Annotated in this window: 2 protein-coding genes; both read left to right on the forward strand. The window is 75.3% G+C overall.

Features of this window, described 5'->3' with window-relative positions; translation table 11 throughout:
- The first annotated feature begins 21 nt into the window (after nucleotides 1-21).
- Complete coding sequence (locus ACFVDM_RS20475; protein ID WP_383641582.1) at nucleotides 22-9951, forward strand: type I polyketide synthase; 9930 nt, start codon at nucleotides 22-24, stop codon at nucleotides 9949-9951.
- Between the two features lies 1 nt (nucleotide 9952).
- Complete coding sequence (locus ACFVDM_RS20480; RefSeq protein ID WP_383641585.1) at nucleotides 9953-23851, forward strand: type I polyketide synthase; 13899 nt, start codon at nucleotides 9953-9955, stop codon at nucleotides 23849-23851.
- Nucleotides 23852-23907 lie beyond the last annotated feature (56 nt).

The following is a 23907-nucleotide window of genomic DNA, read 5'->3' on the forward strand; positions in this document are numbered from 1 at the left end:
GTCCGGACGAGGGGGAGACCGATGAGCAGTCCCATGAACGAGGAACGGCTGCGCGACTACCTGAAGCGGGCCACCGCCGACCTGCAGCGCACCCGCCGCAGGCTCGCGGAGTACGAGGCGAAGGACACCGAGCCCGTCGCCATCGTCGGCATGAGCTGCCGGCTGCCCGGCGGGGTCACCTCGCCCGACGAGCTGTGGCAGCTCGTCGCCGACGGCACCGACGCCGTCTCCGAGTTCCCCACGGACCGGGGCTGGGACCTCGCCGCGCTCTACGACCCCGACCCCGACCGGCCCGGCACCTGCTACTCCACCCAGGGCGGATTCCTCCACGAGGCCGCCGAGTTCGACGCCGAACTCTTCGGGATGAGCCCGCGCGAGGCCCTGGCCACCGACCCGCAGCAGCGGCTCCTCCTCGAAGCCTCCTGGGAGGCCCTGGAACGCGGCGGGATCAACCCCGCCTCGCTGCGCGGCAGCCGCACCGGCGTCTACGTCGGTGTCATGTACAACGACTACGGGGGGCGGGTGCGGCAGCCCCCGCGCGGCCTGGAGGGCTACATCGGCAACGGCAGCTCCCCGAGCATCGCCTCCGGCCGCATCGCCTACACCCTCGGCCTCGAAGGGCCCGCGGTCACCCTCGACACCGCGTGCTCCTCCTCGCTGGTCGCCCTGCACCTGGCCTGCCAGTCCCTGCGGTCCGGCGAAGCCGACCTGGCCCTGGCCGGCGGCGTCACCGTCATGTCCACCCCGGTCACCTTCGTCCAGTTCAGCCGGCATCGGGGCCTGGCCCCCGACGGGCGCTGCAAGTCCTTCGACGACGGCGCCGACGGAACGGGCTGGTCCGAGGGGGTCGGGCTGCTCACCCTGGAACGCCTGTCCGACGCCCGGCGCAACGGCCACCCCGTCCTCGCCGTGATCCGCGGCTCCGCCATCAACCAGGACGGCGCCTCCAGCGGCCTCACCGCCCCCAACGGCCCCTCCCAGCAGCGCGTCATCCGCCAGGCCCTGGCCAGTGCCGGACTCACCCCCGCCGACGTCGACGCCGTCGAGGCGCACGGCACCGGCACCAAGCTCGGCGACCCCATCGAGGCCCAGGCCCTCATCGCCACGTACGGCAAGGACCGCCCCGAGGACCGGCCGCTGTGGCTCGGCTCCCTGAAGTCCAACATCGGGCACGCCCAGGCCGCCGCCGGAGTCGCCGGGGTCATCAAGATGGTCCAGGCGATCCGGCACGGCAGCCTGCCCCGGACCCTCCACGTGAACGAGCCCTCCCGGCACGTCGACTGGTCCGCCGGACGGGTCCGGCTCCTCACCGAGACCCGGCCGTGGACCAAGACGGACCGTCCCCGCCGGGCCGGCGTCTCCGCGTTCGGCGTCAGCGGCACCAACGCCCATCTGATCGTCGAACAGGCCCCGCAGGAGGAACCGGCCCCGCAGGACGAGGCCGCGCCCGCCCCCCTGCGCACCCTGCCCGTGATCCCGTGGGTGGTCTCCGCGAAGACCGCCGACGGCCTCGCCGCCCAGGCCCGCGCCCTGCTCCCCGGAGTCACCGGCCACCACCCCCGGGACGTCGGCCACGCCCTCGCCGTCACCCGCGCCGCCCTGGAACGGCGCGCCGTCGCCGTCGGCACCGGCCCCGAGGACCTGACCGCCGCTCTCACCGCGCTCGCCGACGGCGACACCACCGCACCCGGAGTCGTGACCGGGCAGCCCCTCGACGGCCCCGTCGCCTTCATGTTCAGCGGCCAGGGCTCCCAGCGGGTGGGCATGGGCCGCGAACTGTACGCCGCCTACCCGGTGTTCGCCCGCGCGCTGGACGAGATCTGCGCCCACTTCGACACGGGGACGGGCACCCCGCTGAAGACCGTCATGTTCGAGGACACCGGGCTCCTCGACCGCACCGAATACACCCAGCCCGCCCTGTTCGCCCTCGAAGTGGCCCTGTTCCGGCTGCTGGAGTCCTGGGGCGTACGGCCCGACCACCTCATCGGCCACTCCATCGGCGAACTCGCCGCCGCCCACGCCGCCGACGCGCTGTCCCTGGCCGACGCCTGCCGGCTGGTCGCCGCCCGCGCCCGGCTCATGCAGGCACTGCCCGGCGGCGGCGCCATGCTCGCCGTACGCGCCACCGAGGCCGAGGTCACCGGACTGCTCGGGCCCCGGGTGTCGATCGCCGCGATCAACGCCGCCGACTCCGTGGTCCTCTCCGGCGACGAGGACGAGGTGGAGCGCGTCGCCGGGGAACTCACCGGCCGCGACACCCGCCGCCTCACCGTCAGCCACGCCTTCCACTCCGCGCACATGGACGGAATGCTGGAGGAGTTCCGTGCCGTGGCCCGGACCGTGGAGCACCGCAGGCCCACCGTCCCGGTCGTCTCCAACCTGACCGGGCAGCCCGTCGAGGAGTTCACCGCCGACCACTGGGTGCGCCACGTCCGCGACGCCGTCCGCTTCGCCGACGGCATCGACCGGCTGCACGCCCTCGGCACCCGCCGGTTCGTCGAACTCGGCCCCGCCGGCCCGCTGTGCGCGGCCGTCGCCGACGACCGGACCGCGCAGGGCCTCGTACGCCCCCTGCTGCGCAAGGACCGGCCCGAGGCCGAGACGCTGACCGAGACCGTGGCCCGGCTCTGGGCCGGCGGCGTCCCCGTCGACTGGGCCGCCTTCTACGAGGGCACCGGCACCCACCGCCCCACCCTGCCGACCTACGCCTTCCAGCACCGGCGGTTCTGGCTCGACGCCCCCTACCCGCAGCGCGACACCTCGGCCGGCCACCCCGTCCTCGCGGCCGGCACGGAACGCGCCGACGCCGACGGCCACGTCTTCACCGGCGAACTCTCCGTCGCCACCCACCCCTGGCTCGCCGACCACCGCGTCGCCGACCGCATCCTGGTCCCCGGCACCGCCCTCCTCGAACTCGCCTTGCGCGCCGGCGCCGACATCGGCTGCCCCCGCGTCGACGAACTCGTGCTCGCCGAACCCCTCGTGCTGGAACCCGCCGACCGGATCACCGTGCAACTGGCCGTCGGCGCAGCCGACCCGTCCGGCCGGCGCACCGTCACCGGCTACGCCCGGCCCGAGACCGACCTCCCCGACCAGCCGTGGACCCGCCACTTCACCGGCGGCCTCACCCCGGACGCGGACCCGGCCCCCTTCCCGGACCCCGCCGACTGGCCGCCCGCCGGCGCGACCCCCCTGGACACCACCACCCTCTACGACGAACTGGCCGAAGCCGGACTGGCGTACGGGCCGCTGCTGCGCGGGCTGCGCGCCGCCTGGCGGCTCGGCGACACCGTCCACGCCGAGGTCGAACTCCCCGAGTCCGCGCACATCGAGGCCGAGCGCTACGGACTGCACCCGGCGCTCCTGGACGCCGCCCTGCACGGCTCCGCGCTCGCCGGCGACACCTCCGACGCCGCGATCCCCTTCACCTGGACCGGCGTCGCCCTGCACACCCCCGGCACCACCGCACTGCGCGTCACCCTCGACCGGTCCGGGCCGCGCTCCCTGACCCTGACCGCCACCGACACCGCCGGAACCCCGGTCGTCTCCGTCGAATCGCTGCTCGTCCGCCCCCTGCCCGGCGACCGGCTGCGCGCGCTGCCACGCCACCGCGACGCCCTGTTCCGCGTCGAATGGCCCGAAGTCCCGGCCGGCCCCACCCCCGCCTCCGTCCCCGAGGTCATGGACCTGCCGGGCGGGCCCGCGCTCCCCGACGACCCGCACGCCGCCCTGCGCGAGGCCCTGCACCGCACCCTCGCCCTCCTCCAGGACCAGCTTTCCCGGCCGGAGAACCCCGACGGCACCCCGCTCGTCCTGCGCACCCGCGCCGCCGCCCGGCTGCCCGGCGAGAGCGGCGACATCGACCCCGTCGCCGCCGCCGTCCAGGCCCTGGTGCGCAGCGCCCAGTCGGAGAACCCCGACCGGTTCGTCCTCGTCGACACCGACGACGACGCCGACTCCGCCGACATCCCGGTGACGGCCCTCCCGTACGACGAACCGTCGCTGCTGTGGCGCGAGGGCCGCTGGTACGCGCCCCGCCTCGCCCGCCCCGAACCCCGCACCGAGGAGACCGCCCCGCCCTTCGCGCCCGACGGCACGGTCCTGGTCACCGGCGCCACCGGCCTCCTCGGCCGAGCCCTGTGCCGGCACCTGGTCGACCACCACGGCGTCCGCCACCTGCTGCTCACCAGCCGGTCCGGGCCCGGCTCGGCGGACGCCGCCGAACTGACCGGGCTGGACGCGGACGTCCGCCTGGTGTCCTGCGACGTCACGGACAAGGACGCCCTCGCGGACCTGCTCGCCACCGTGCCCGCCGCCCACCCGCTGACCGGGGTCATCCACCTGGCGGGCGTCCTCGACGACGGCATCATCCAGTCCCTGACGCCCGAGCGCCTCGACGCCGTACTCGCCCCGAAGGTCGGCGGCGCACTCCACCTGCACGAACTGACCCGCGACCTGCCCCTCACGGCGTTCGTCCTGTTCGCCTCGGCCGCCGGCACCTTCGGCGGCCCCGGCCAGGGCAACTACTCCGCCGCCAACGCCTACCTGGACGCGCTCGCCGAGCACCGGCGGCGCCAGGGGCTCCCCGGCCTCTCGCTGGCCTGGGGCCTGTGGGAGGGCCAGGACGGCATGGTCGGCGGACTCTCCGACGTCGATCTGCAACGCGCCGCCAGCATCGGCGTCCTCTCCCTCGGCGGCGCCGAGGGACTCGCCCTCTTCGACACGGCGCTCGGCCGCCCCGAGAGCAACCTGGTGCCCGCCGCCTTCGACTTCCCCGTCCTGCGCGGCCAGGACGGCAAACAGGCCATGCACGCCCTGCTGCGCGGACTCGTCCGCCACGCCAAGCCCGCCACCGGCCCGGCCGCCACCCGTCAGATCCGGATGATCGACCTGGTCCGGGCCCGGGTGGCCGCCGTCCTGCGGCACACCTCGGTGAACGCCGTCGACCCCGACAAATCGTTCTCCGAACTCGGCTTCGACTCCCTGATGGCCGTCGAACTGCGCAACACCCTCAGCGAACAGACCGGCCTGCGCCTGCCCGCCTCCGTCATCTTCGACCAGCCGACCCCGGCCGCGCTCGCCGCCCACCTGGAGTCCCTGACGGCCGGCCCGGCGGCCGCACCCGGCACCACCGCGCCCGCCCCGGCCGCCGCCACCACGGACGACGAGCCGATCGCGATCGTGTCCATGGCCTGCCGGCTGCCCGGCGGCGTCGCCACCCCCGAAGCGCTCTGGGACCTCGTGCTGCGCGGCGAGGACGCCGTCGGACCGATGCCCCGGGACCGCGGCTGGGACCTCGAAGCGCTCCTCGACCCGGACGCCGACCGGCCCGGCACCAGCTACGCCTCCGAGGGCGGCTTCCTCACCGGGGCCGACCGCTTCGACCCCGCCCCCTTCGGGATCTCCCCGCGCGAAGCCCTCGCCATGGACCCCCAGCAGCGGCTCCTCCTCGAAACGTCCTGGGAACTCTTCGAACGCGCCGGACTGCCCGTACGCTCCCTGCGCGGCACCGACACCGGCGTGTTCATCGGCCTGATGTACACCGACTACCCGTCGCTGCTGCACGGCCGCGACCACGACCTCGAAGGCCACCTCGGCACCGGCACCGCCGCCAGCGTCGCCTCCGGCCGGCTCGCGTACACCTACGGCCTGGAGGGCCAGGCCGTCACCGTCGACACCGCCTGCTCCTCCTCGCTCGTCTCCGTCCACATGGCGGTGGCCGCGCTGCGCTCCGGCGAGTGCTCGCTCGCCCTGGCGGGCGGCACCACCGTCATGTCGACGCCGACCGTCTTCCAGGAGTTCAGCCGGCAGCGCGGACTCGCCGCCGACGGCCGCTGCAAGCCGTTCTCGGAGGGCGCCGACGGCACCGGCTGGGGCGAGGGCGTCGGCCTGCTCCTCCTGGAACGGCTCTCCGACGCCCGCCGCAACGGCCACACCGTCCTCGGCCTGGTCCGCGGCTCCGCCGTCAACCAGGACGGCGCCTCCAACGGGCTCACCGCCCCCAACGGCCCCTCCCAGCAGCGCGTCATCCGCCAGGCCCTCGCCGACGCCCGGCTCGACGCCGCCGACATCGACGCCGTAGAGGCGCACGGCACCGGCACCCCGCTCGGCGACCCCATCGAGGCCCAGGCCCTCCTCGCCACCTACGGCCAGGAACGCGGCGACGGCACCCCGCTGCTCGTCGGCGCCCTCAAGGCGAACCTCGGCCACACCCAGGCCGCCGCCGGAGTCGCCGGAATCATCAAGACCGTCCAGGCGATGCGCCACGGCGTCCTGCCCCGGATCGTCCACCTGGACGCGCCCTCGTCCCGCGTCGACTGGGACTCCGGAGCCGTCCGCCTCCTGGACGGCAACGAGGAGTGGCCCGACACCGGACGGCCGCGCCGCGCCGCCGTGTCCTCCTTCGGCATCAGCGGCACCAACGCCCACGTCGTCCTCGAACAGGCACCGGACGCACCGGACACCGCCCCCGCCGAGGACCGCGAACCGCCCGCCGCCGTCGCCTGGACCCTGTCCGCGCCGAGCGAGACCGCCCTGCGCGCCCAGGCGGAGAGCCTGCTCCCCGCCCTGCGCGACACCGCGCCCGCCGACGCCGGACTGACCCTGGCCACCGTCCGCACCCCCTTCGAGCACCGCGCGGTCGTCGTCGGCGCCGACCGGGACGAACTCCTCGGCGGACTGGCCGCACTGGCCGCTGGCGAACCGGGCGCCCACCTCGTCGAGGGCATCGCCCGCCCGGCGAGCCGCCCCGTGTTCGTCTTCCCCGGCCAGGGCTCCCAGTGGGCCGGCATGGCCGCCGAACTCATCGACACCTCCCCGGCGTTCGCCCGCTCCATCGCCCGCTGCGAGGACGCCCTCGCCGAGTTCGTCGACTGGCGGCTCACCGACGTCCTGCGCGGCGCGCCCGGCGCCCCCGGCCTCGACACCGACGACGTGGTCCAGCCCGCGACCTTCGCCGTCACCGTCTCCCTCGCCGAACTGTGGCGCTCCTACGGCGTCGAACCCGCCGCCGTCATCGGCCATTCCCAGGGCGAGATCGCCGCCGCCTGCTTCGCCGGGGCCCTCACCCTGCGCGACGCCGCCCGCGTGGTCTGCCTGCGCGGCCGCGAGGTCACCGCCCTCGCCGGACTCGGCGGACTCCTCTCCGTCGCCGCCCCCCTCGAACGGGTCGAGGAACTGCTCACCCCGTACGAGGGCCGGCTGCACATCGGCGCGGTCAACAGCCCCCGCGCGGTCATCGTCTCCGGCGACGCGGACGCCCTGAAGGAGTTCACCGCCGACTGCACCGGGCACGACCTCCGCACCCGGACCGTCCCCATCAACTACGCCTCGCACTCCCCGCACGCCGACGCCGTCGAGGACCGCCTCGCCGAGGTCCTCGCCCCGGTCACCCCCACAACCCCCGAGGTGCCGTTCTTCTCCACGGTGACCGCCGACTGGGCCGACGGCCCCGTCTTCGACGCCGGCTACTGGTTCCAGAACCTCCGCCGCCCGGTCCGCTACGCCGACTCCGTACGGGCCCTCGCCGACCAGGGCTTCGGGCCGCTGATCGAGGTCAGCGCCCACCCCGTGCTCACCGCCGCCGCCGAGGAGACCCTCGCCGACCGCGACGACACCGTGGCGCTCGGCACCCTGCGCCGCAACGACGGCGGACTCGCCCGCTTCCTGCGCTCCGTCGGCGAGGCCCATATCGCCGGTGTCTCCGTCGACTGGACCCGAGTCTTCGAGGGCACCGGCGCCCGGCGCACCGCCCTGCCCCCGTACACCTTCCAACAGCGCCGCTTCTGGCCCGAGTTCGCCCCGCTCGACGCGCCCGCCGCCGACCCGGCCGAGGCCGAGTTCTGGCGGGCCGTCGGCCACCAGGACCTCGACGCGCTCACCGCGCACACCGGCCTGGACCGCACCGAACTGGCCCCCGTCCTGCCCGCCCTGTCCCGTTGGCACACCGGGCGCCGGCTCCGCACCACGCTCGACGACTGGCGCTACCGCACCGCTTGGGAACCGGTGACCGCCCCCGAGGCCCCCCTCACCGGAACCTGGCTGGTCCTGCGCCCCGCCGACGGCCCCGACGCCCTGGCGGACGCCACCGTCCGGGCCCTGACCGCGGCGGGCGCCGACCTGGCCGACGTCACGGTGGACACCGCCGAGAACGACACCGACCGGCTGGCCCGGCGGATCACCGACGCCCTCGACGGCCGCCACCCGGCGGGCGTCCTCTGCCTCACCGGACTCGACGACGGCCCGCACCCCGGCCACCCCGCCGTGACCGCAGGACTCACCGCCACCCTCACCGCGGTCCGCGCCCTGAGCGCCCTGGACCTGGACGCCCCGCTCTGGCTGGCGACCTCGGGCGCGATCGGCACCGGCCCCGGCCGCCCGCCCCGCAACCCGGCCCAGGCCACCGTCTGGGGCACCGGAGCCGTACTCGGCATCGACCTGCCCCGGGACCGCTGGGGCGGACTCGTCGACCTGCCCGATGACCTCGACGCGGACAGCGCCCGCCATCTCTGCGCCGCCCTCGGCGGCACCACCGGCGAGGAGCAACTGACCGTCGACGCCACCGGCCTCCGGGCCCGACGCCTGGTCCACGCCCCCGCCGAGGGCCCGGCCACCCCCTGGCAACCCCGGGACACCGTGGTGATCACCGGCGGCACCGGGGCGCTCGGCAGTCGGCTGGCCCGCTGGGCCGCGCAGTCCGGGGCCGACCGGATCGTCCTGGTCAGCCGGCGCGGCGAGGCCGCCGACGGCATGCCCGAACTCATGGACGCACTCGTCGACCTGGGCGCCGACGTCGTCGTCGCCGCCTGCGACCTGGCCGACCGGGCCGCCCTCGGCGACCTGTTCGCCAAGATCGGTTCCGACGGCCCGCCCGTCCGCGCGGTCCTGCACACCGCAGGCACCAGCGGACGCGCGCTCACCACGGACGAAGTCACCCCGGCCGACCTGTCCGCCGTCCTCGGCCCCAAGGTCACCGGCACCCGCAACCTCGCCGCCCTCACCGACGGCCTCGACCTCGACGCCTTCGTCCTGTTCTCCTCCGGCGCCGGCACCTGGGGCGACTCCGGCCGCATCCCGTACGCGGCGGCCAACGCCCACCTCGACGCCTTCGCCGCCGAACGCCGCGACAAGGGCCTGCCCTTCCTCTCCGTCGCCTGGGGCGCCTGGGACGGCGGCGGCATGGTCGACACGGACACCGCCGCCCATCTGCGCCGGGCCGGCAACCGGCCGATGGACCCCGACACCGCCGTCGCCGCCCTCGCCGACGCCGTGGGCCGCCGGGACCACAACCTGGTCGTCGCCGATCTCCACTGGGAGTCCTTCGCCCCCGCCTACTCCGCCGCCCGCACCCGCCCGCTCATCCTCGGCGTGCCCGAGGCACGGCAGGCCCTCACCGACTCCGGCACGTCCGACACCGACGGCGACACCACGACCGCGCTCGTCCGCGAACTCTCCGCCCTGGACACCGACGCACGCCACCACCTCCTCCTCGACCGGGTCCAGCGCGAGGCCGCCGTCGCCCTCGGCCACGACTCACCCGCCGAACTCCGCGCCGACCGCTCCTTCCGGGACATCGGCTTCGACTCCCTGACCGTGGTCGCCCTGCGCAACCGGCTCTCCGCGCTCACCGGACTGAAGCTCCCCACCACACTCGTCTTCGACCACCCCACCTTCCCCGACCTCACCCGCTACCTCATGGGCCGGCTGTTCGGAGACGGCCAGGAGACGGCGGCACAGAGCCCCGAGGAAGCCGCCACCTGGTCCACGCTCCGCACCATCCCGCTCAGCCGGCTCCGCGAGACCGGCCTCCTGGACGCCCTGCTGGAACTGGCCACCGCCCCCCAGCAGCCCGCCGCCCCGGAACCGGACACCGGGGAGCGCATCGACGACATGAATCTGGCCGACCTGGTCGAGCTGGCGCTCGGCACGGACACCACCGCACAGGAAAGCTGACATGACCGCACCCTCGGACAAGATCGTCGACGCTCTGCGTGCCGCGCTGCGCAGCAACGAACAGCTCAAGCAGCGCAACGAGCGCCTCGAACAGGTCGCGCGCGAACCAATCGCGATCGTCGGCATGGGGTGCCGGCTCCCCGGCGGAGCCGACAGCCCCGAGCGGCTGTGGGAGCTGCTGGCCGGCGGCGGGGACGCCATCTCGCCGTTCCCCGACCGGCCCGGCTGGGAGACCGACTCCCTCGTCGACCCCGACCCCGACCGGCGCGGCACCACCTACGTCAGCGAGGGCGGCTTCCTCCACGACGCCGCCGGCTTCGACGCGGGCTTCTTCGGGATCTCCCCGCGCGAGGCCCTGGCCATGGACCCCCAGCAGCGGCTGCTCCTCGAAGTCGCCTGGGAGACCCTGGAAAGCGCGCGGATATCCCCGGCCTCGCTGCGCGGCACCGCCACCGGGGTCTTCACCGGGGCCACCGGCCAGGACTACGGCCCCTTCGTCCACGAGTCGGGCATCGACACCGAGGGCTACCTCGCCACCGGCGTCGCCACGAGCGTCGCCTCCGGCCGCATCGCCTACGTCCTGGGCCTCGAAGGCCCGGCCGTGACCGTGGACACCGCCTGCTCCACCTCCCTGGTGGCCCTGCACCTGGCCGTGCAGTCCCTCAGGTCCGGCGAATGCTCACTGGCCCTGGCCGGCGGCGCCCAGCTGATGACCAGCCCGTCCACCTTCCGCGAGTTCAGCCGCCAGCGGGGCCTGGCCCCCGACGGCCGCTGCAAGCCCTTCTCGGAGGACGCCGACGGCACGGCCTGGAGCGAAGGGGTCGGCCTGCTCCTCGTCGAACGCCTCTCGGACGCCCGCCGCAACGGCCACCGCGTCCTGGCCGTGGTGCGCGGCACGGCCGTCAACCAGGACGGTGCCTCGAACGGCCTCACCGCCCCGAGCGGCCCCGCCCAGCAGCGCGTCATCCGCCAGGCCCTCGCCAACGCCCGCCTGACCTCCGCCGATGTGGACGCCGTCGAGGCCCACGGCACCGGCACCACGCTCGGCGACCCCATCGAGGCCCAGGCCGTCCTGGCGACCTACGGCCAGGACCGCCCCGCCGACCGCCCGCTGTGGCTCGGCTCGGTCAAGTCCAACCTCGGCCACACCCAGGGCGCCGCAGGCGTCGCCGGTGTCATCAAGATGGTCCAGGCGATGCGCCACGACCTCCTGCCGAAGTCCCTGCACCTCGGCACCCCGTCGTCCCATGTCGACTGGTCGTCCGGTGCGGTGGAGCTCCTGGCCGAGGCCCGGGAGTGGCCGCGCGGCGCACAGCCCAGGCGCGCGGGCGTGTCGGCGTTCGGCATGAGCGGCACCAACGCCCACGTGATCCTGGAGGAGGCCCCCGACGAGGACGTTCCCGAGGCCCCGTCCCCGGCCCTGCCGGTGGTTCCGTGGCTGCTGTCGGGTCGGAGTGCCGCCGCGCTGCGGGGGCAGGCGGAGGCGCTGGGTGCTCTGGTGGGCGGTGCCGATGCCGATGCTGATCCGGTGTCGGTGGGGTGGTCGCTGGCGACGACCCGGGCGCGGTTCGAGCACCGGTCCGTGGTGCTGGGCTCTTACGGTTCCGGCCTTGCGGCCCTGGCTGCGGGTGAGCCGTCGGCCTCCGTGGTATCGGGGGTGTCCGGTCCGGTGGGCCGGTCGGTGTTCGTGTTCCCGGGTCAGGGTGCGCAGTGGGTTGCCATGGGGGCCCGGCTGCTGGATGAGTCTCCGGTGTTCGCTGATGTGGTGGCCGCGTGTGAGGCCGCGATGGGTGACCTCGTGGACTGGTCGGTGACCGATGTGCTGCGGGGTGGTGCGGATGCGCCGTCGCTGGAGCGGGTCGATGTGGTGCAGCCGGCTTCGTTCGTGGTGATGGTCGGGCTGGCTGCGGTGTGGCGGTCGTACGGGGTGACTCCGGCGGCGGTCGTCGGGCATTCGCAGGGTGAGATCGCTGCCGCGTATGTGGCGGGTGCGCTGTCGCTTGAGGACGCGCTGCGGATCGTCTGTGTGCGGAGTCGGGCGATTGCGGGTCTGGCCAGTGGTGACGGGACGATGGCGTCGGTCGGTGCCGGGGTCGCTCAGGTTGAGGAGATCTTGACGGAGTGGGGCGACCGCGTGTCGGTTGCTGCCGTCAACGGGCCGTCGCAGGTGGTGATTTCGGGTGAGATCGGGGCCGTGGAAGAGGCTGTGGCCCGGTGTGTGGAGCTGGGGCTCCGTGCTCGCCGTATCGCGGTGGACTACGCCTCCCACTCGCCTGCGATGGATGTGCTGCGCGACGAGCTGACCAGCAGCCTGGCTGGGATCAGCCCGCGTGCGGGGACGATTCCGCTGCTGTCGACGGTGACGGGTGAGTTCACTGACGGCTCGGACATGACCACCGACTACTGGGTGACGAACCTCCGCTCTCAGGTCCGATTCGCCCAGGCGATCGAGAAGCTGGCGGCGGAGGGTTACGGGGCCTTCGTCGAGGTGTCCTCGCATCCGGTGCTGTCGGCCGCGATCGAGGAGATAGCCGACGAGAGCGTCGTGACCGGGTCGCTCCGGCGCGATGACGGCGGGCTCGACCGGTTCCTCTCGGGTGTCGCCGAACTGTGGGTCCATGGTGTGGACGTCGACTGGACGGCCGCTTTCCCGGAAACCCGCCCGGCGCTCCTCGACCTCCCCACGTACGCCTTCCAGCGCAGCTCCTACTGGCCCGAGGTCCGTGCCGAGGAGGCCGCCGCCGGTGGCGAGGGGACCGCCGCCGACCGGGAGTTCTGGGCGGCGGTGGAGCGGGCCGACGCGGAGGCGCTGGCCGGGACGCTGGACGCGGAGGCGTCGGTCATCGATCCGCTGCTGCCCGCGCTCGCGGACTGGCGGCGCAAACAGCGCGAGCAGGACACCACCGACTCCTGGCGCTACGAGGTGAAGTGGCGCCCGTGGCGCACCGGTGACGGGCGGCCCGAGCTGGCCGGGGACTGGCTGGTGGTCCTGCCCGAAAGTGAGGCCGGGACCGAGTACACCGCCGGTGTCCTGGACGCCCTGCGCACGCACGGGGCCGAGGTGCGGACCCTGGTGACGGCGGACGGTGACGGCGGACGGGAGGCGCTGGCCGAGCGGCTGCGCGCGCTCGTGCCGCAGCCGGCCGGGGTGCTGTCGCTCGGGGCACTCGACGAGCGGGCGTACCCCGGGCAGCCGGCCGTGCCGTCCGGGCTCGCCGCCACGGTCGCGCTGGTCCAGGCGCTGGGGGACGCGGACATCGACGCCCCGCTCTGGATCGCCACCCGGGGCGCGGTGGGCATCGGCTCCTCCGACCCGGAGCCCAGCGCGGCGCAGGCGGGGATCTGGGGGCTCGGCCGGGTCGTCGGGCTCGAACACCCCGACCGCTGGGGCGGGCTCGTCGACCTGCCCGCACTCCTCGACGCACGCGGCGCGGCGCGGCTCGCCGCCGTGCTGGCCGACGGCGGCGAGGACCAGATCGCGCTGCGCGCCTCGGGTTCCTTCGTACGCCGTCTCGTCCACGCCCGGCCCGAGGACGCCCGGGTCCGCCGCTGGCGCCCGCACGGCACCGCGCTGGTCACCGGGGCCACCGGCGGCATCGGCGCCGAACTGGCCCGCTGGCTGGCGGCCGAGGGCATCGACCACCTGATCCTGACCAGCCGGCGCGGCGCCGAGGCGCCCGGGGCGGCGGAGCTGCGCGACGAACTGACCGGGCAGGGCGTCGGCGTCACGCTCGCGGCCTGCGATGTCGCGGACCGTGCGGCCCTCGCCGACGTCCTCGCCCTGGTGCCCGAGGCGCATCCGCTGACGGCGGTCGTGCACGCGGCGGGCGTCGGGGAGTTCGCGCCCCTGTCCGAGCACCGCGCCGACGGCCTCGCGGACGTCCTGGCGGCGAAGACGCTCGGTGCCACCCACCTCGACGACCTGCTCGGTGACCGGCCGCTGGACGCGTTCGTGCTGTTCTCGTCCAGCGCCGGGGTCTGGGGCAGCGGCGGTCAGGCGGTCTACGCGGCGGCCAACGCCCACCTCGACGCCCTCGCCCACCGCCGCCGGGCGGCGGGCCGCACCGCCACCTCCGTCGCCTGGGGCGCCTGGGGTGGTGCGGGCATGGCCGCCGACGACTCCATGGCCCGCCATCTGGGGGCCCGGGGCATCCGGGCGATGGCGCCCGCCTCCGCGTTCGCCGCGCTGCGCGCCGCCGTCGAGCGCGACGAGACCGCCGCGATCGTGGCGGACATGGACTGGGAGCGCTTCGCGCCCGCCTTCGCGTCCGCCCGCCCCCGCCCGCTCCTCGACGAACTCCCCGAGGCCGTACGCGCCCTGGCGGGCGGGCAGCCGGAGGGCACCGGGCCGGACGCCACCGACGACACCCTGCGCCGCCGCCTCGCCGGACTCACCCCGGTCGAGCAGCAGCGCGAACTGCTCGATCTGGTGCGCGCCCACGCCGCCGCCGTACTCGGCCACGCGGACGCCGACGCCATCGAACAGGGCCGTGCCTTCCGGGAACTCGGCTTTGACTCGCTCACCGCCCTGGAACTGCGCAACCGCCTGGGCACCGCCACCGGGCTCCGGCTCCCCGCCACCCTGGTCTTCGACCACGCCCAGCCCCGGCTGCTGGCCGCCTTCCTCCGTACCGAACTCCTCGGGGACACCTCCGCCGCCCAGGACACGACCGGTACTCCCGGTACCGGCTCCGGCGCGGCCGACGAGCCGATCGCCATCGTCGGCATCGGCTGCCGCTACCCGGGCGACATCCGCTCGCCCGAGGACTTCTGGAAGCTGCTCGCCACCGGAACGGACGCCCTGTCCGCGCTGCCCACCGACCGGGGCTGGCCCACCGACGTCGCCGGGGTCCGCGAAGGCGGATTCGTGTACGACGCGATCGACTTCGACGCCGGTTTCTTCGGCATGAGCCCGCGCGAGGCCCTGGCCACCGACCCGCAGCAGCGGCTCCTGCTCGAAACGGCCTGGGAGGCGTTCGAGCACGCCGGGATCGACCCGTCCTCCGTGCGCGGCAGCCGTACGGGCGTCTTCATCGGCTGCAACAGCATGGGCTACGGCAGCGGGCTGCCGTCCGTCCCCGAGGAGGTCAAGGGGCATCTGCTCGTCGGCAACGCCACGAGCGTCGTCTCGGGCCGCGTCGCCTACAGCCTCGGCCTGGAGGGCCCGGCCGTCACGCTCGACACCGCCTGCTCCTCGTCGCTGGTCGCGCTGCACTGGGCCGCCCAGTCCCTGCGCTCCGGCGAGTCCACGATGGCCCTGGCCGGCGGTGTGGCCGTCCTGGTGACCCCCGACAGCTTCACCGAGTTCAGCCGGCAGGGCGGTCTCGCCGGGGACGGCCGGTGCAAGGCGTTCTCGGACGACGCGGACGGCACGGGCTGGGGCGAGGGCGCGGGCGTCCTCGTGCTGGAAAAGCTTTCGGACGCCCGCCGCAACGGCCACCGCGTCCTCGCCGTGGTGCGCGGCACCGCCACCAACCAGGACGGCGCCTCCAACGGGCTCAGCGCCCCCAGCGGCCCCGCCCAGCAGCGCGTCATCCGCCAGGCGCTGGCCACCGCCGGGATCTCGGCCGCCGAGGTGGACGCGGTCGAGGCGCACGGCACGGGCACCCGTCTGGGCGACCCGATCGAGGCGCACGCCCTCCTCGCCACGTACGGCCAGGACCGGCCCGAGGACCGCCCGCTGTGGCTCGGTTCCGTGAAGTCGAACTTCGGCCACACCCAGGCCGCCGCCGGGGTCGCCGGCGTCATCAAGATGGTCCTCGCGATGCGCCACGGCGAACTCCCCAGGACCCTGTACGCGCAGACGCCGTCCACGCACGTCGACTGGTCGGCGGGCGCCGTGGAACTGCTGTCCGAGGCACGGGCCTGGCCCGTCGGCGATCGGCCGCGCCGGGCCGGGGTCTCCGCCTTCGGCATCAGCGGCACCAACGCGCACATCATCCTCGAAGAGGCGCCCGCCGCCCTGGTACCGGAACCGTCCGTGGACGTCACCCTTCCGGTGGTGCCGTGGCCGGTGTCCGCGAAGACGCCCGCCGCTCTCGCCGCGCAGGCCGGACGGCTGGAGTCCGGGACGGACGGGCGTGACGCCGTGGACGTCGGCCTCTCCCTGGCGACGACCCGGGCCGCCCTGGAGCACCGCGCCGTCGTCCTCGGCACCGGCACCGACGACCTTCTCGACCGGTTGCGCTCCCTGGCCGACGGGGCCCCCGCCCCCGGCACGGTGACCGCGACGGCCGGTGACGGCCTCACCGGGTTCGTGTTCTCCGGCCAGGGCGGGCAGCGGGTCGGCATGGGCCGTGAACTGGCAGACGCCTTCCCGGTGTTCGCGGAGGCGTTGGACGAGGTGTGTGCGCACTTCGACGCCCTGCTGGACCGGCCGCTGCGCGACGTCGTATTCGGTGACGCGGAGGCGTTGAAGAACACGGGCTGGGCGCAGCCGGCCCTCTTCGCCGTCGAAGTCGCGCTGTACCGCCTGGTCGAGTCGTGGGGTGTGCGGCCGGACTACCTGGCCGGTCATTCGGTGGGTGAGCTGGCCGCCGCACATGTCGCCGGGGTGCTGTCCCTGGCCGACGCGTGCCGGCTGGTGGCGGCCCGTGCCGGTCTGATGCAGGACCTGCCGTCCGGCGGTGCGATGTGGGCCGTACGGGCCACGCTTGACGAGGTCACCCCGCTGCTGGTGGAGGGGGTTTCGGTCGCGGCCGTGAACGCCCCGGGGCAGGTGGTGCTGTCGGGCACCCGTGAGGCGGTCGAGACAGTTGCCGCGCAGCTCACGGGGCGTCAGTCGCGCTGGCTGGAGGTCAGCCACGCCTTCCACTCCTCGCTGATGGACCCGATGCTGGACGCGTTCACGGGTGTCGCCGCCGAGGTGGCGTACGAGACGCCTCGTATCCCGATCGTGTCGACGCTGACCGGTGAGCAGATCACCGGGTTCTCCGCCGCCTATTGGACCGAGCAGGTTCGTGGCACGGTCCGGTTCGCGGACGCCGTGACCCGGCTGAAGGACCTCGGGGTCACCCGGTTCCTGGAGCTGGGCCCGGACGCCACCCTCACCGGTGCCATCGACGAGACGTACGCGGACGCCGCGTCCGTGGGCGCGCTGCTGCGCCGGGACAAGCCGGAGCCCGTCACCGCCGTCACCGCGCTCGCCCAGCTGTGGGCGGCCGGGGCCGAGGCCGACTGGGAGGCGTACTTCGCCCCGGCCGGGGCGCGGGTCACCGATCTGCCCACGTACGCCTTCCAGCGGCGGCGCTACTGGCTGGGCGCGGGAGCGGAGTCCCGGGACGGCTGGAACCACCGGGTCGTCTGGCGCCCCCTCGCCGAACGGCCCGGACCGCTCAATGGGCGCTGGCTGGTGCTGGCACCCGGGACCGGTGACGACCCGCTCGTCACCGGGCTCGTCGACGCGCTCCGGGCCGCGGGCGCGGAACCCGAAGCGGTCGCGCTCGCCCCGGACGCGGACCTCGCGCCGCTGCTCGCCGCACACGCCGGGGCCGCCGGAGTCGTCTGCCTGCCGACCGGGGCCGCCGGGGACGGGGCCGCCCGTACCGGCTGGCTCGCGGACGTGGTGCGCGGTCTCGGCGAGGCCTCCGTCACGGCACCGCTGTGGTGCGTGACCAGCGGGGCCGTCGCCACCGGGGACGGCGACGAGGCACCGGACCCCGAGCAGGCCGCCGTGTGGGGGCTGGGCCGGGTCGCGGCGATCGAACACCCCGACCGCTGGGGCGGACTGGCCGACCTGCCCGCCCGTCCGGCCGCACCGGACCTCGAACGGCTCGCCGGTGTGCTGGCCGGACAGACCGGCGAGCACGAGATCGCCGTCCGCGCCACCGGGCTGTCCGTGCGGCGGCTGGAACGCGTGACCGACCCGGCCCGAGCCTCGGGCGAACTGCCGCTGGGCGCCACCGTGCTGGTCACCGGCGGCACCGGGGCGCTCGGCGGCCACGTCGCCCGGTGGCTGACCGGCCACGGCGCCCGGCACCTCGTCCTCGTCGGCCGCCGGGGCCCGGACGCGCCCGGCGCCGCCGCGCTCCGCGAGGAACTGACCGAGGCGGGCGTCCGCGTCACGCTCGCGGCCTGCGACGTCTCCGACCGGGACGCGCTCACCGCGCTGCTCGACGGACTCGACGCCGACGGCGTCCGCGTCGACGGCGTCGTGCACGCGGCCGGGATCGTCGACGACGGGCTGCTCCACACCATGACCCGCGCCCAACTGGACGCCATCTGGGCGGCGAAGGCCACGGCCGCCGCGCATCTGGACACGCTGCTGGCCGACCGCGCGCCGGACGCCTTCACCCTGTACTTCTCCTCCCTCGCCGGCACGCTCGGCTCCGTCGGCCAGGCGGGCTACGCGGCGGCCAACGCCTACCTCGACGCGCTCGCCGAGACGCGCCGCCGGGCCGGGCGGCCCGCGCTGTCCGTCGCCTGGGGCCCCTGGGCCGGGGACGGCATGGCCGCCGACGGCGACCTCGCCGAACGGATGCGGCACACCGGGCTCAGCCCCATGGCCGCCCCGGCCGCGCTCGCCGCGCTCACCCACGCCCTGACCGGCGACGCGCCCTGCACGGTGATCGCGGACGCCGACTGGGCGCGGATGTCCGCCGGCCGGTCCGGCGGGCTCCTCGCCACACTCGCCGCCCCCGAGGACGGCGCCGACCAGCCGGGCGGCGACGTGCCGACCCTGCGGCGCGAGGTGCTGGCCCTGCCCGAACAGGCCCGGCACGCCGCCCTGCTCGACGCGGTCCGCGCCCAGGCCGCCCAGGTCCTCGGACACGCCTCCGGCGCCGACGTTGAACCCGGGGCCGCGTTCTCCGCACTCGGCTTCGACTCCCTGCTCGCCCTGGACCTGCGCGGCCGGCTCGCCGCGCTCACCGGTCTCGCCCTGCCCGCCACCCTCGTCTACGACCACTCCAACGCCGACGCGCTCGCCCAGCACCTCCTGAACGAGCTGACCGGCGCCGCCGCCGACGACTCCCTCCTCCCGGCGCCCCGGACCGGTGCCGGCGACGAACCCATCGCCGTCGTAGGCATGAGCTGCCGCTTCTCCGGCGGCATCCGCACCCCCGAGGAGCTGTGGCGGCTGCTCACCGACGGCGCGGACGGCATCGGCCCCTTCCCCGAGGACCGGGGCTGGGACACCGCCGGCCTCTACCACCCGGACCCCGCCCACGAAGGCACCTCGTACGCCCGCGAGGGAGGCTTCCTCCACAGCGTCGCGGACTTCGACGCCGACCTGTTCGGCATCAACCCGCGCGAGGCCCTGGCCATGGACCCGCAGCAGCGGCTCCTCCTCGAATGCTCCTGGGAGGCCTTCGAACGGGCCGGGATCGACCCGCGTTCCGTCCGCGGCAGCCGCATCGGCGTCTTCGCCGGGACCAACGGCCAGGACTACCCCGCCGCCCTGCACAACTCCGACGAGAACGTCGCCGGTTACCTCGCCACCGGCAGCTCCGCCAGCGTGTTCTCCGGCCGCATCTCGTACACCTTCGGGCTCGAAGGGCCCGCCATGACCGTGGACACCGCCTGCTCCGCCTCGCTCGTCGCCCTGCACCTGGCCTGCCAGGCGCTGCGGGCCGGTGAGTGCAGTGCCGCGCTGGTGGCCGGGGCGTCCGTGATGAGCACCCCCGGCGCGTTCGTCGAGTTCAGCCGCCAACGCGCCCTGTCGCCCGACGGCCGCTGCAAGGCGTTCTCGGAGGACGCCGACGGCACCGGCTGGGGCGAGGGCGCCGGCGTCGTCATGGTGGAACGCCTCTCCGACGCCCGGCGCAACGGCCACCCCGTCCTCGCCGTCATCCGCGGCACCGCCGTCAACCAGGACGGCGCCTCCAACGGGCTCAGCGCCCCCAGCGGCCCCGCCCAGCAGCGCGTCGTCCGCCAGGCGCTCGCCGCGTCCGGCCTCACCCCGCAGGACGTCGACGCGGTCGAGGCCCACGGCACGGGGACGAAGCTCGGCGACCCCATCGAGGCGCAGGCTCTGCTGGCCACGTACGGGCAGGACCGGCCCGACGACCGGCCGCTGTGGCTCGGCTCGCTCAAGTCGAACATCGGGCACACCCAGGCGGCGGCCGGGGTCGCCGGCGTCATCAAGACCGTCCTCGCCCTGGGCCACGCCACCCTGCCCAAGACCCTCCACGTCTCCACGCCCACCCCGCACGTCGACTGGGACGGTGTGGCGGGCGGCGGCGTACGGCTGCTCACCGAACAGCGGGCCTGGCCCGCACTGGACCGGCCGCGCCGCGCCGGAGTCTCCGCGTTCGGCGTCAGCGGCACCAATGCCCACGTCATCCTGGAACAGGCCCCCGACACCCGGGAACCCGCGCCCGACGCCCCCGCCCCCACCGCCCCGTTCTCCGACGCGGTGCTGTGGACGCTGTCCGGCAAGACCCCGCAGGCCCTGACCGACCAGGCCGCCCGGCTGCTCACCCATGTCACCGCCCCCGGCGCACCGGCCCCCGCCGCCGTCGCCCGCGCCCTGGCCACCACCCGCGCCGCGCTCGACCGGCGCGCCGCCGTCATCGGCACCGGCCCCGACGAGCTGCTCGCCGGACTGACCGCGCTCGCCGAGGGCCGCGAATCCGCCCACGTCGTCACCGCCACGGCGGGCACACCCGGCAGGACCGTGTTCGTCTTCCCCGGCCAGGGCGCCCAATGGGCCGGCATGGCCACCGAACTGGCCGCCTCCTCCCCGGTGTTCGCCGCGAAACTCGCCGAGTGCGAGGACGCGCTCGCCGCCCACGTCGACTGGCGGCTCACCGACGTCCTGCACGGCGCCCCCGGCGCCCCCGGCTACGACCGCGTGGACGTCGTCCAGCCCGTGCTGTTCGCGGTCATGGTCTCCCTCGCCGCGCTCTGGCAGTCCTGCGGCGTCCGCCCGCACGCCGTGATCGGCCACTCCCAGGGCGAGATCGCCGCCGCCTGCGTCGCCGGCGCCCTCACCCTGCCCGACGCCGCCCGCGTCGTCGCCCTGCGCAGCCGCGCCCTGACCGCGCTCGCCGGAAGCGGCGACATGGTCTCCGTGATGCTCGCCCCCGAACCGGCCGCCGACCTCGTCGCCCGCTACGAGGGCCGCTGCTCCGTCGCCGCCGTCAACGGACCCGCCTCCGTCGTGATCTCTGGCGACGTGGACGCCCTCGACGAACTCCTCGCCCACTGCGAGAACACCGGCGTCCGCGCCAGGCGCATCCCCGTCGACTACGCCTCGCACAGCGCCCACGTCGACCGCATCGAGGCCGACGTCCTCGCCGCGCTGCGCCCGATCCGGCCGCAGCGCCCCACCATCCCCATGCTGTCCTCCGTCACCGGTGAGTGGATCGACGGCGCGGAGACGGACGCCGCGTACTGGTTCCACAACCTGCGCCGCCCCGTGATGCTCGACCCCGTCGTCCGCACCCTCGCCGGCCAGGGCCACCGCGCCTTCCTGGAGATGAGCCCGCACCCGGTCCTCACCGTCCCCGTCCGCGAGACCGTGGACGACCTCGCCGACGACACCCCGGCCACCGGACAGGTTTACGTAGGAGGCTCGCTGCGCCGCGACGACGGCGGCCCGCGCCGCTTCGCCGCCTCGCTCGCCGAAGCCCACTGCTCCGGCGTGGACATCGACCGGCACGCGGTCACCGCGTCCCCCGACGGCGACACCACCCGAGCCGGCCTGCCCACGTACGCCTTCCAGCACCGCCGCTACTGGCCGCGCCCCGCCGCGCCCGCCCCGGACCGGACCACCACCGACCCCGCCGACGCCGGATTCTGGACGGCCGTCGAACAGCAGGACACCGACGCCCTCGCGGACACCCTCGGCGTCGGCGCCGCCGCCCTCGGCGAGGTGCTGCCCCAGCTGTCCGCCTGGCGGCGCACCCGCCGCGACGCCGCCGCCCTGGACGCCTGGCGCTACCGCGCCGTATGGCGCCCGCTGCCCGAACAGCGCCCCGCCCACCTGACCGGCACCTGGCTCCTGCTCACCCCCGACCTCCCCGGCACCGCCGACGACGGCGTCCGGGAGTGGTGCGAGGCGGTCGGCCGCGCCCTGGCGGACGCCCCCGGCGTCACCCTGCGGACCGCGACCGTCGACCCGGCCACCGCGACCCGCGCCTCCCTCACCGACCTGCTGCGCGGCCACCGGGCCGACGCCGGCCCGCCGCACGGAGTCGTCTCCCTGCTCGGCACCGACGTACGCCCGCACCCCGAGCACCCCGCCACCCCCGCCGGAGTCTCCGCGACCCTGCAACTCGCCCAGGCCCTCGCCGACACGGACGACGACGCGCCCCTGTGGCTGCTGACCCGCGCCGCCGAACTGGCCGCCCCCGGCGACCGGCTCACCGACCCCGTACAGCGCCAGATCTGGGGCCTGGGCCGGGTCATCGGCCTGGAACAGGCCGACCGCTGGGGCGGGCTCGTCGACCTGCCCGCCGCACTCGACGCCCCCGACGCCGAACGGCTCCGCCACCTCCTGGCCGGACGCGGCGACGAGGACCAGATCGCCCTGCGCCGCCAAGGCGCCCTCGTCCGCCGCCTGGTGCCCGCACCGCTCGGCGACACCCCGCCCGCCCGGTCCTGGCAGCCCCGGGACACCGCCCTGGTCACCGGCGGAACCGGCGGCCTCGGCGCCCACATCGCCCGCTGGCTCGCCGCCGCCGGCACCGGACACCTCGTCCTCGCCGGCCGCCGGGGCGCCGACGCGCCCGGCGCCGACGCCCTGCACAAGGAACTCACCGCGCTCGGCGCCGACGTGACCATCACCGCCTGCGACGTCGCGGACCGGGACGCGGTGGCCGCACTCCTGGCCGGACTCCGCGACGAGGGCCGCCGGCTCCGTACCGTCGTCCACGCCGCCGGACTCGTCCAGGCCACCCCGCTCACCGAGATGACCCCCGCCGAATGCGCGGACGTCCTCGCCGCCAAGACCCTGGGCGCCACCCATCTCGACGAACTGATCGGCGAGTTCTTCGACGAGGACGCACTCGACGCCTTCGTGCTGTTCTCGTCCAACGCCGGTGTCTGGGGCAGCGGCGGCCAGGCCGCCTACGCCGCCGCGAACGCCGCACTCGACGCCCTCGCCCAGTCCCGCCGCGCCCGCGGCCGCACCGCCACCTCCGTCGCCTGGGGCGCCTGGTCCGGCAGCGGCATGGCCGCCGACCCGGCCGCCGAGGAACAACTGCGCCGCCGGGGCGTCGACGCCATGGCCCCCGACCGGGCCCTCGCCGCCCTGCGCCAGGCCCTGGAACACGACGAGACGCTGCTCACCGTCGCGGACATCGACTGGCCGCGCTTCGCGACCGGCTTCACCGCCGCCCGGCCCCGGCCGCTCCTCGCCGAACTCCCGACCGGCGGCCCGGCAACGGACGGCGCCGGCCCCGACGCACCCGCCGGACCGCCGGACGACGCGTTCGCCGACCGGCTGCGCGGCATGGTGGCCGCCGAACGCGACGCCGCCCTCCTCGGACTCGTCCGGACCGCCGTCGCCGCCGTCCTCGGCCACGACGAACCCGACGCCATCGAGGTCGACCGCCCCTTCAAGAGCCTCGGATTCGACTCCCTGACCTCCGTGGAGCTCCGCAACCGGCTGACGAAGGCGACGGGCGTCAAACTGCCCGCCACCCTCGTCTTCGACCACCCCACGGCCCTGGACCTCGTCGCACGGCTGCGCACCGGACTCCTCGGCGAGCAGCCCGCACCGCTCGCTCCGGACCAGGCAGTTCTTCAGGAGCTGGACAAGATTGAGGCCGGAATTTCAGCTCTTTCCCCAGACCACGACCTCGACGCCGTCCAAGCCCGGCTGCGCAGCCTACTGTCGGCGCTGGGGGACAGGCAGACCGTGGATGACGAGGTGCCCGTAACCCGCAAGTTGGAGACAGCGACAGACGACGAGCTGTTCGAATTCATCCACAGGGAGTTCGGTAAGTCTTCCTGAGCGAAAGCCGAAGCTACCGTCTCCCGTGGCGACGCCAACAGGAGACGGTCCGTACG

Origin of the sequence: Streptomyces sp. NPDC057682 (assembly GCF_042799575.1) — a bacterium.
Classification (GTDB): domain Bacteria; phylum Actinomycetota; class Actinomycetes; order Streptomycetales; family Streptomycetaceae; genus Streptomyces.

Coding starts and splice junctions, on each gene's coding strand:
- ACFVDM_RS20475 (WP_383641582.1), top strand. CDS start 22: ATGAGCAGTCCCATGAACGAGGAACGGCTGCGCGACTACCTGAAGCGG.
- ACFVDM_RS20480 (WP_383641585.1), top strand. CDS start 9,953: ATGACCGCACCCTCGGACAAGATCGTCGACGCTCTGCGTGCCGCGCTG.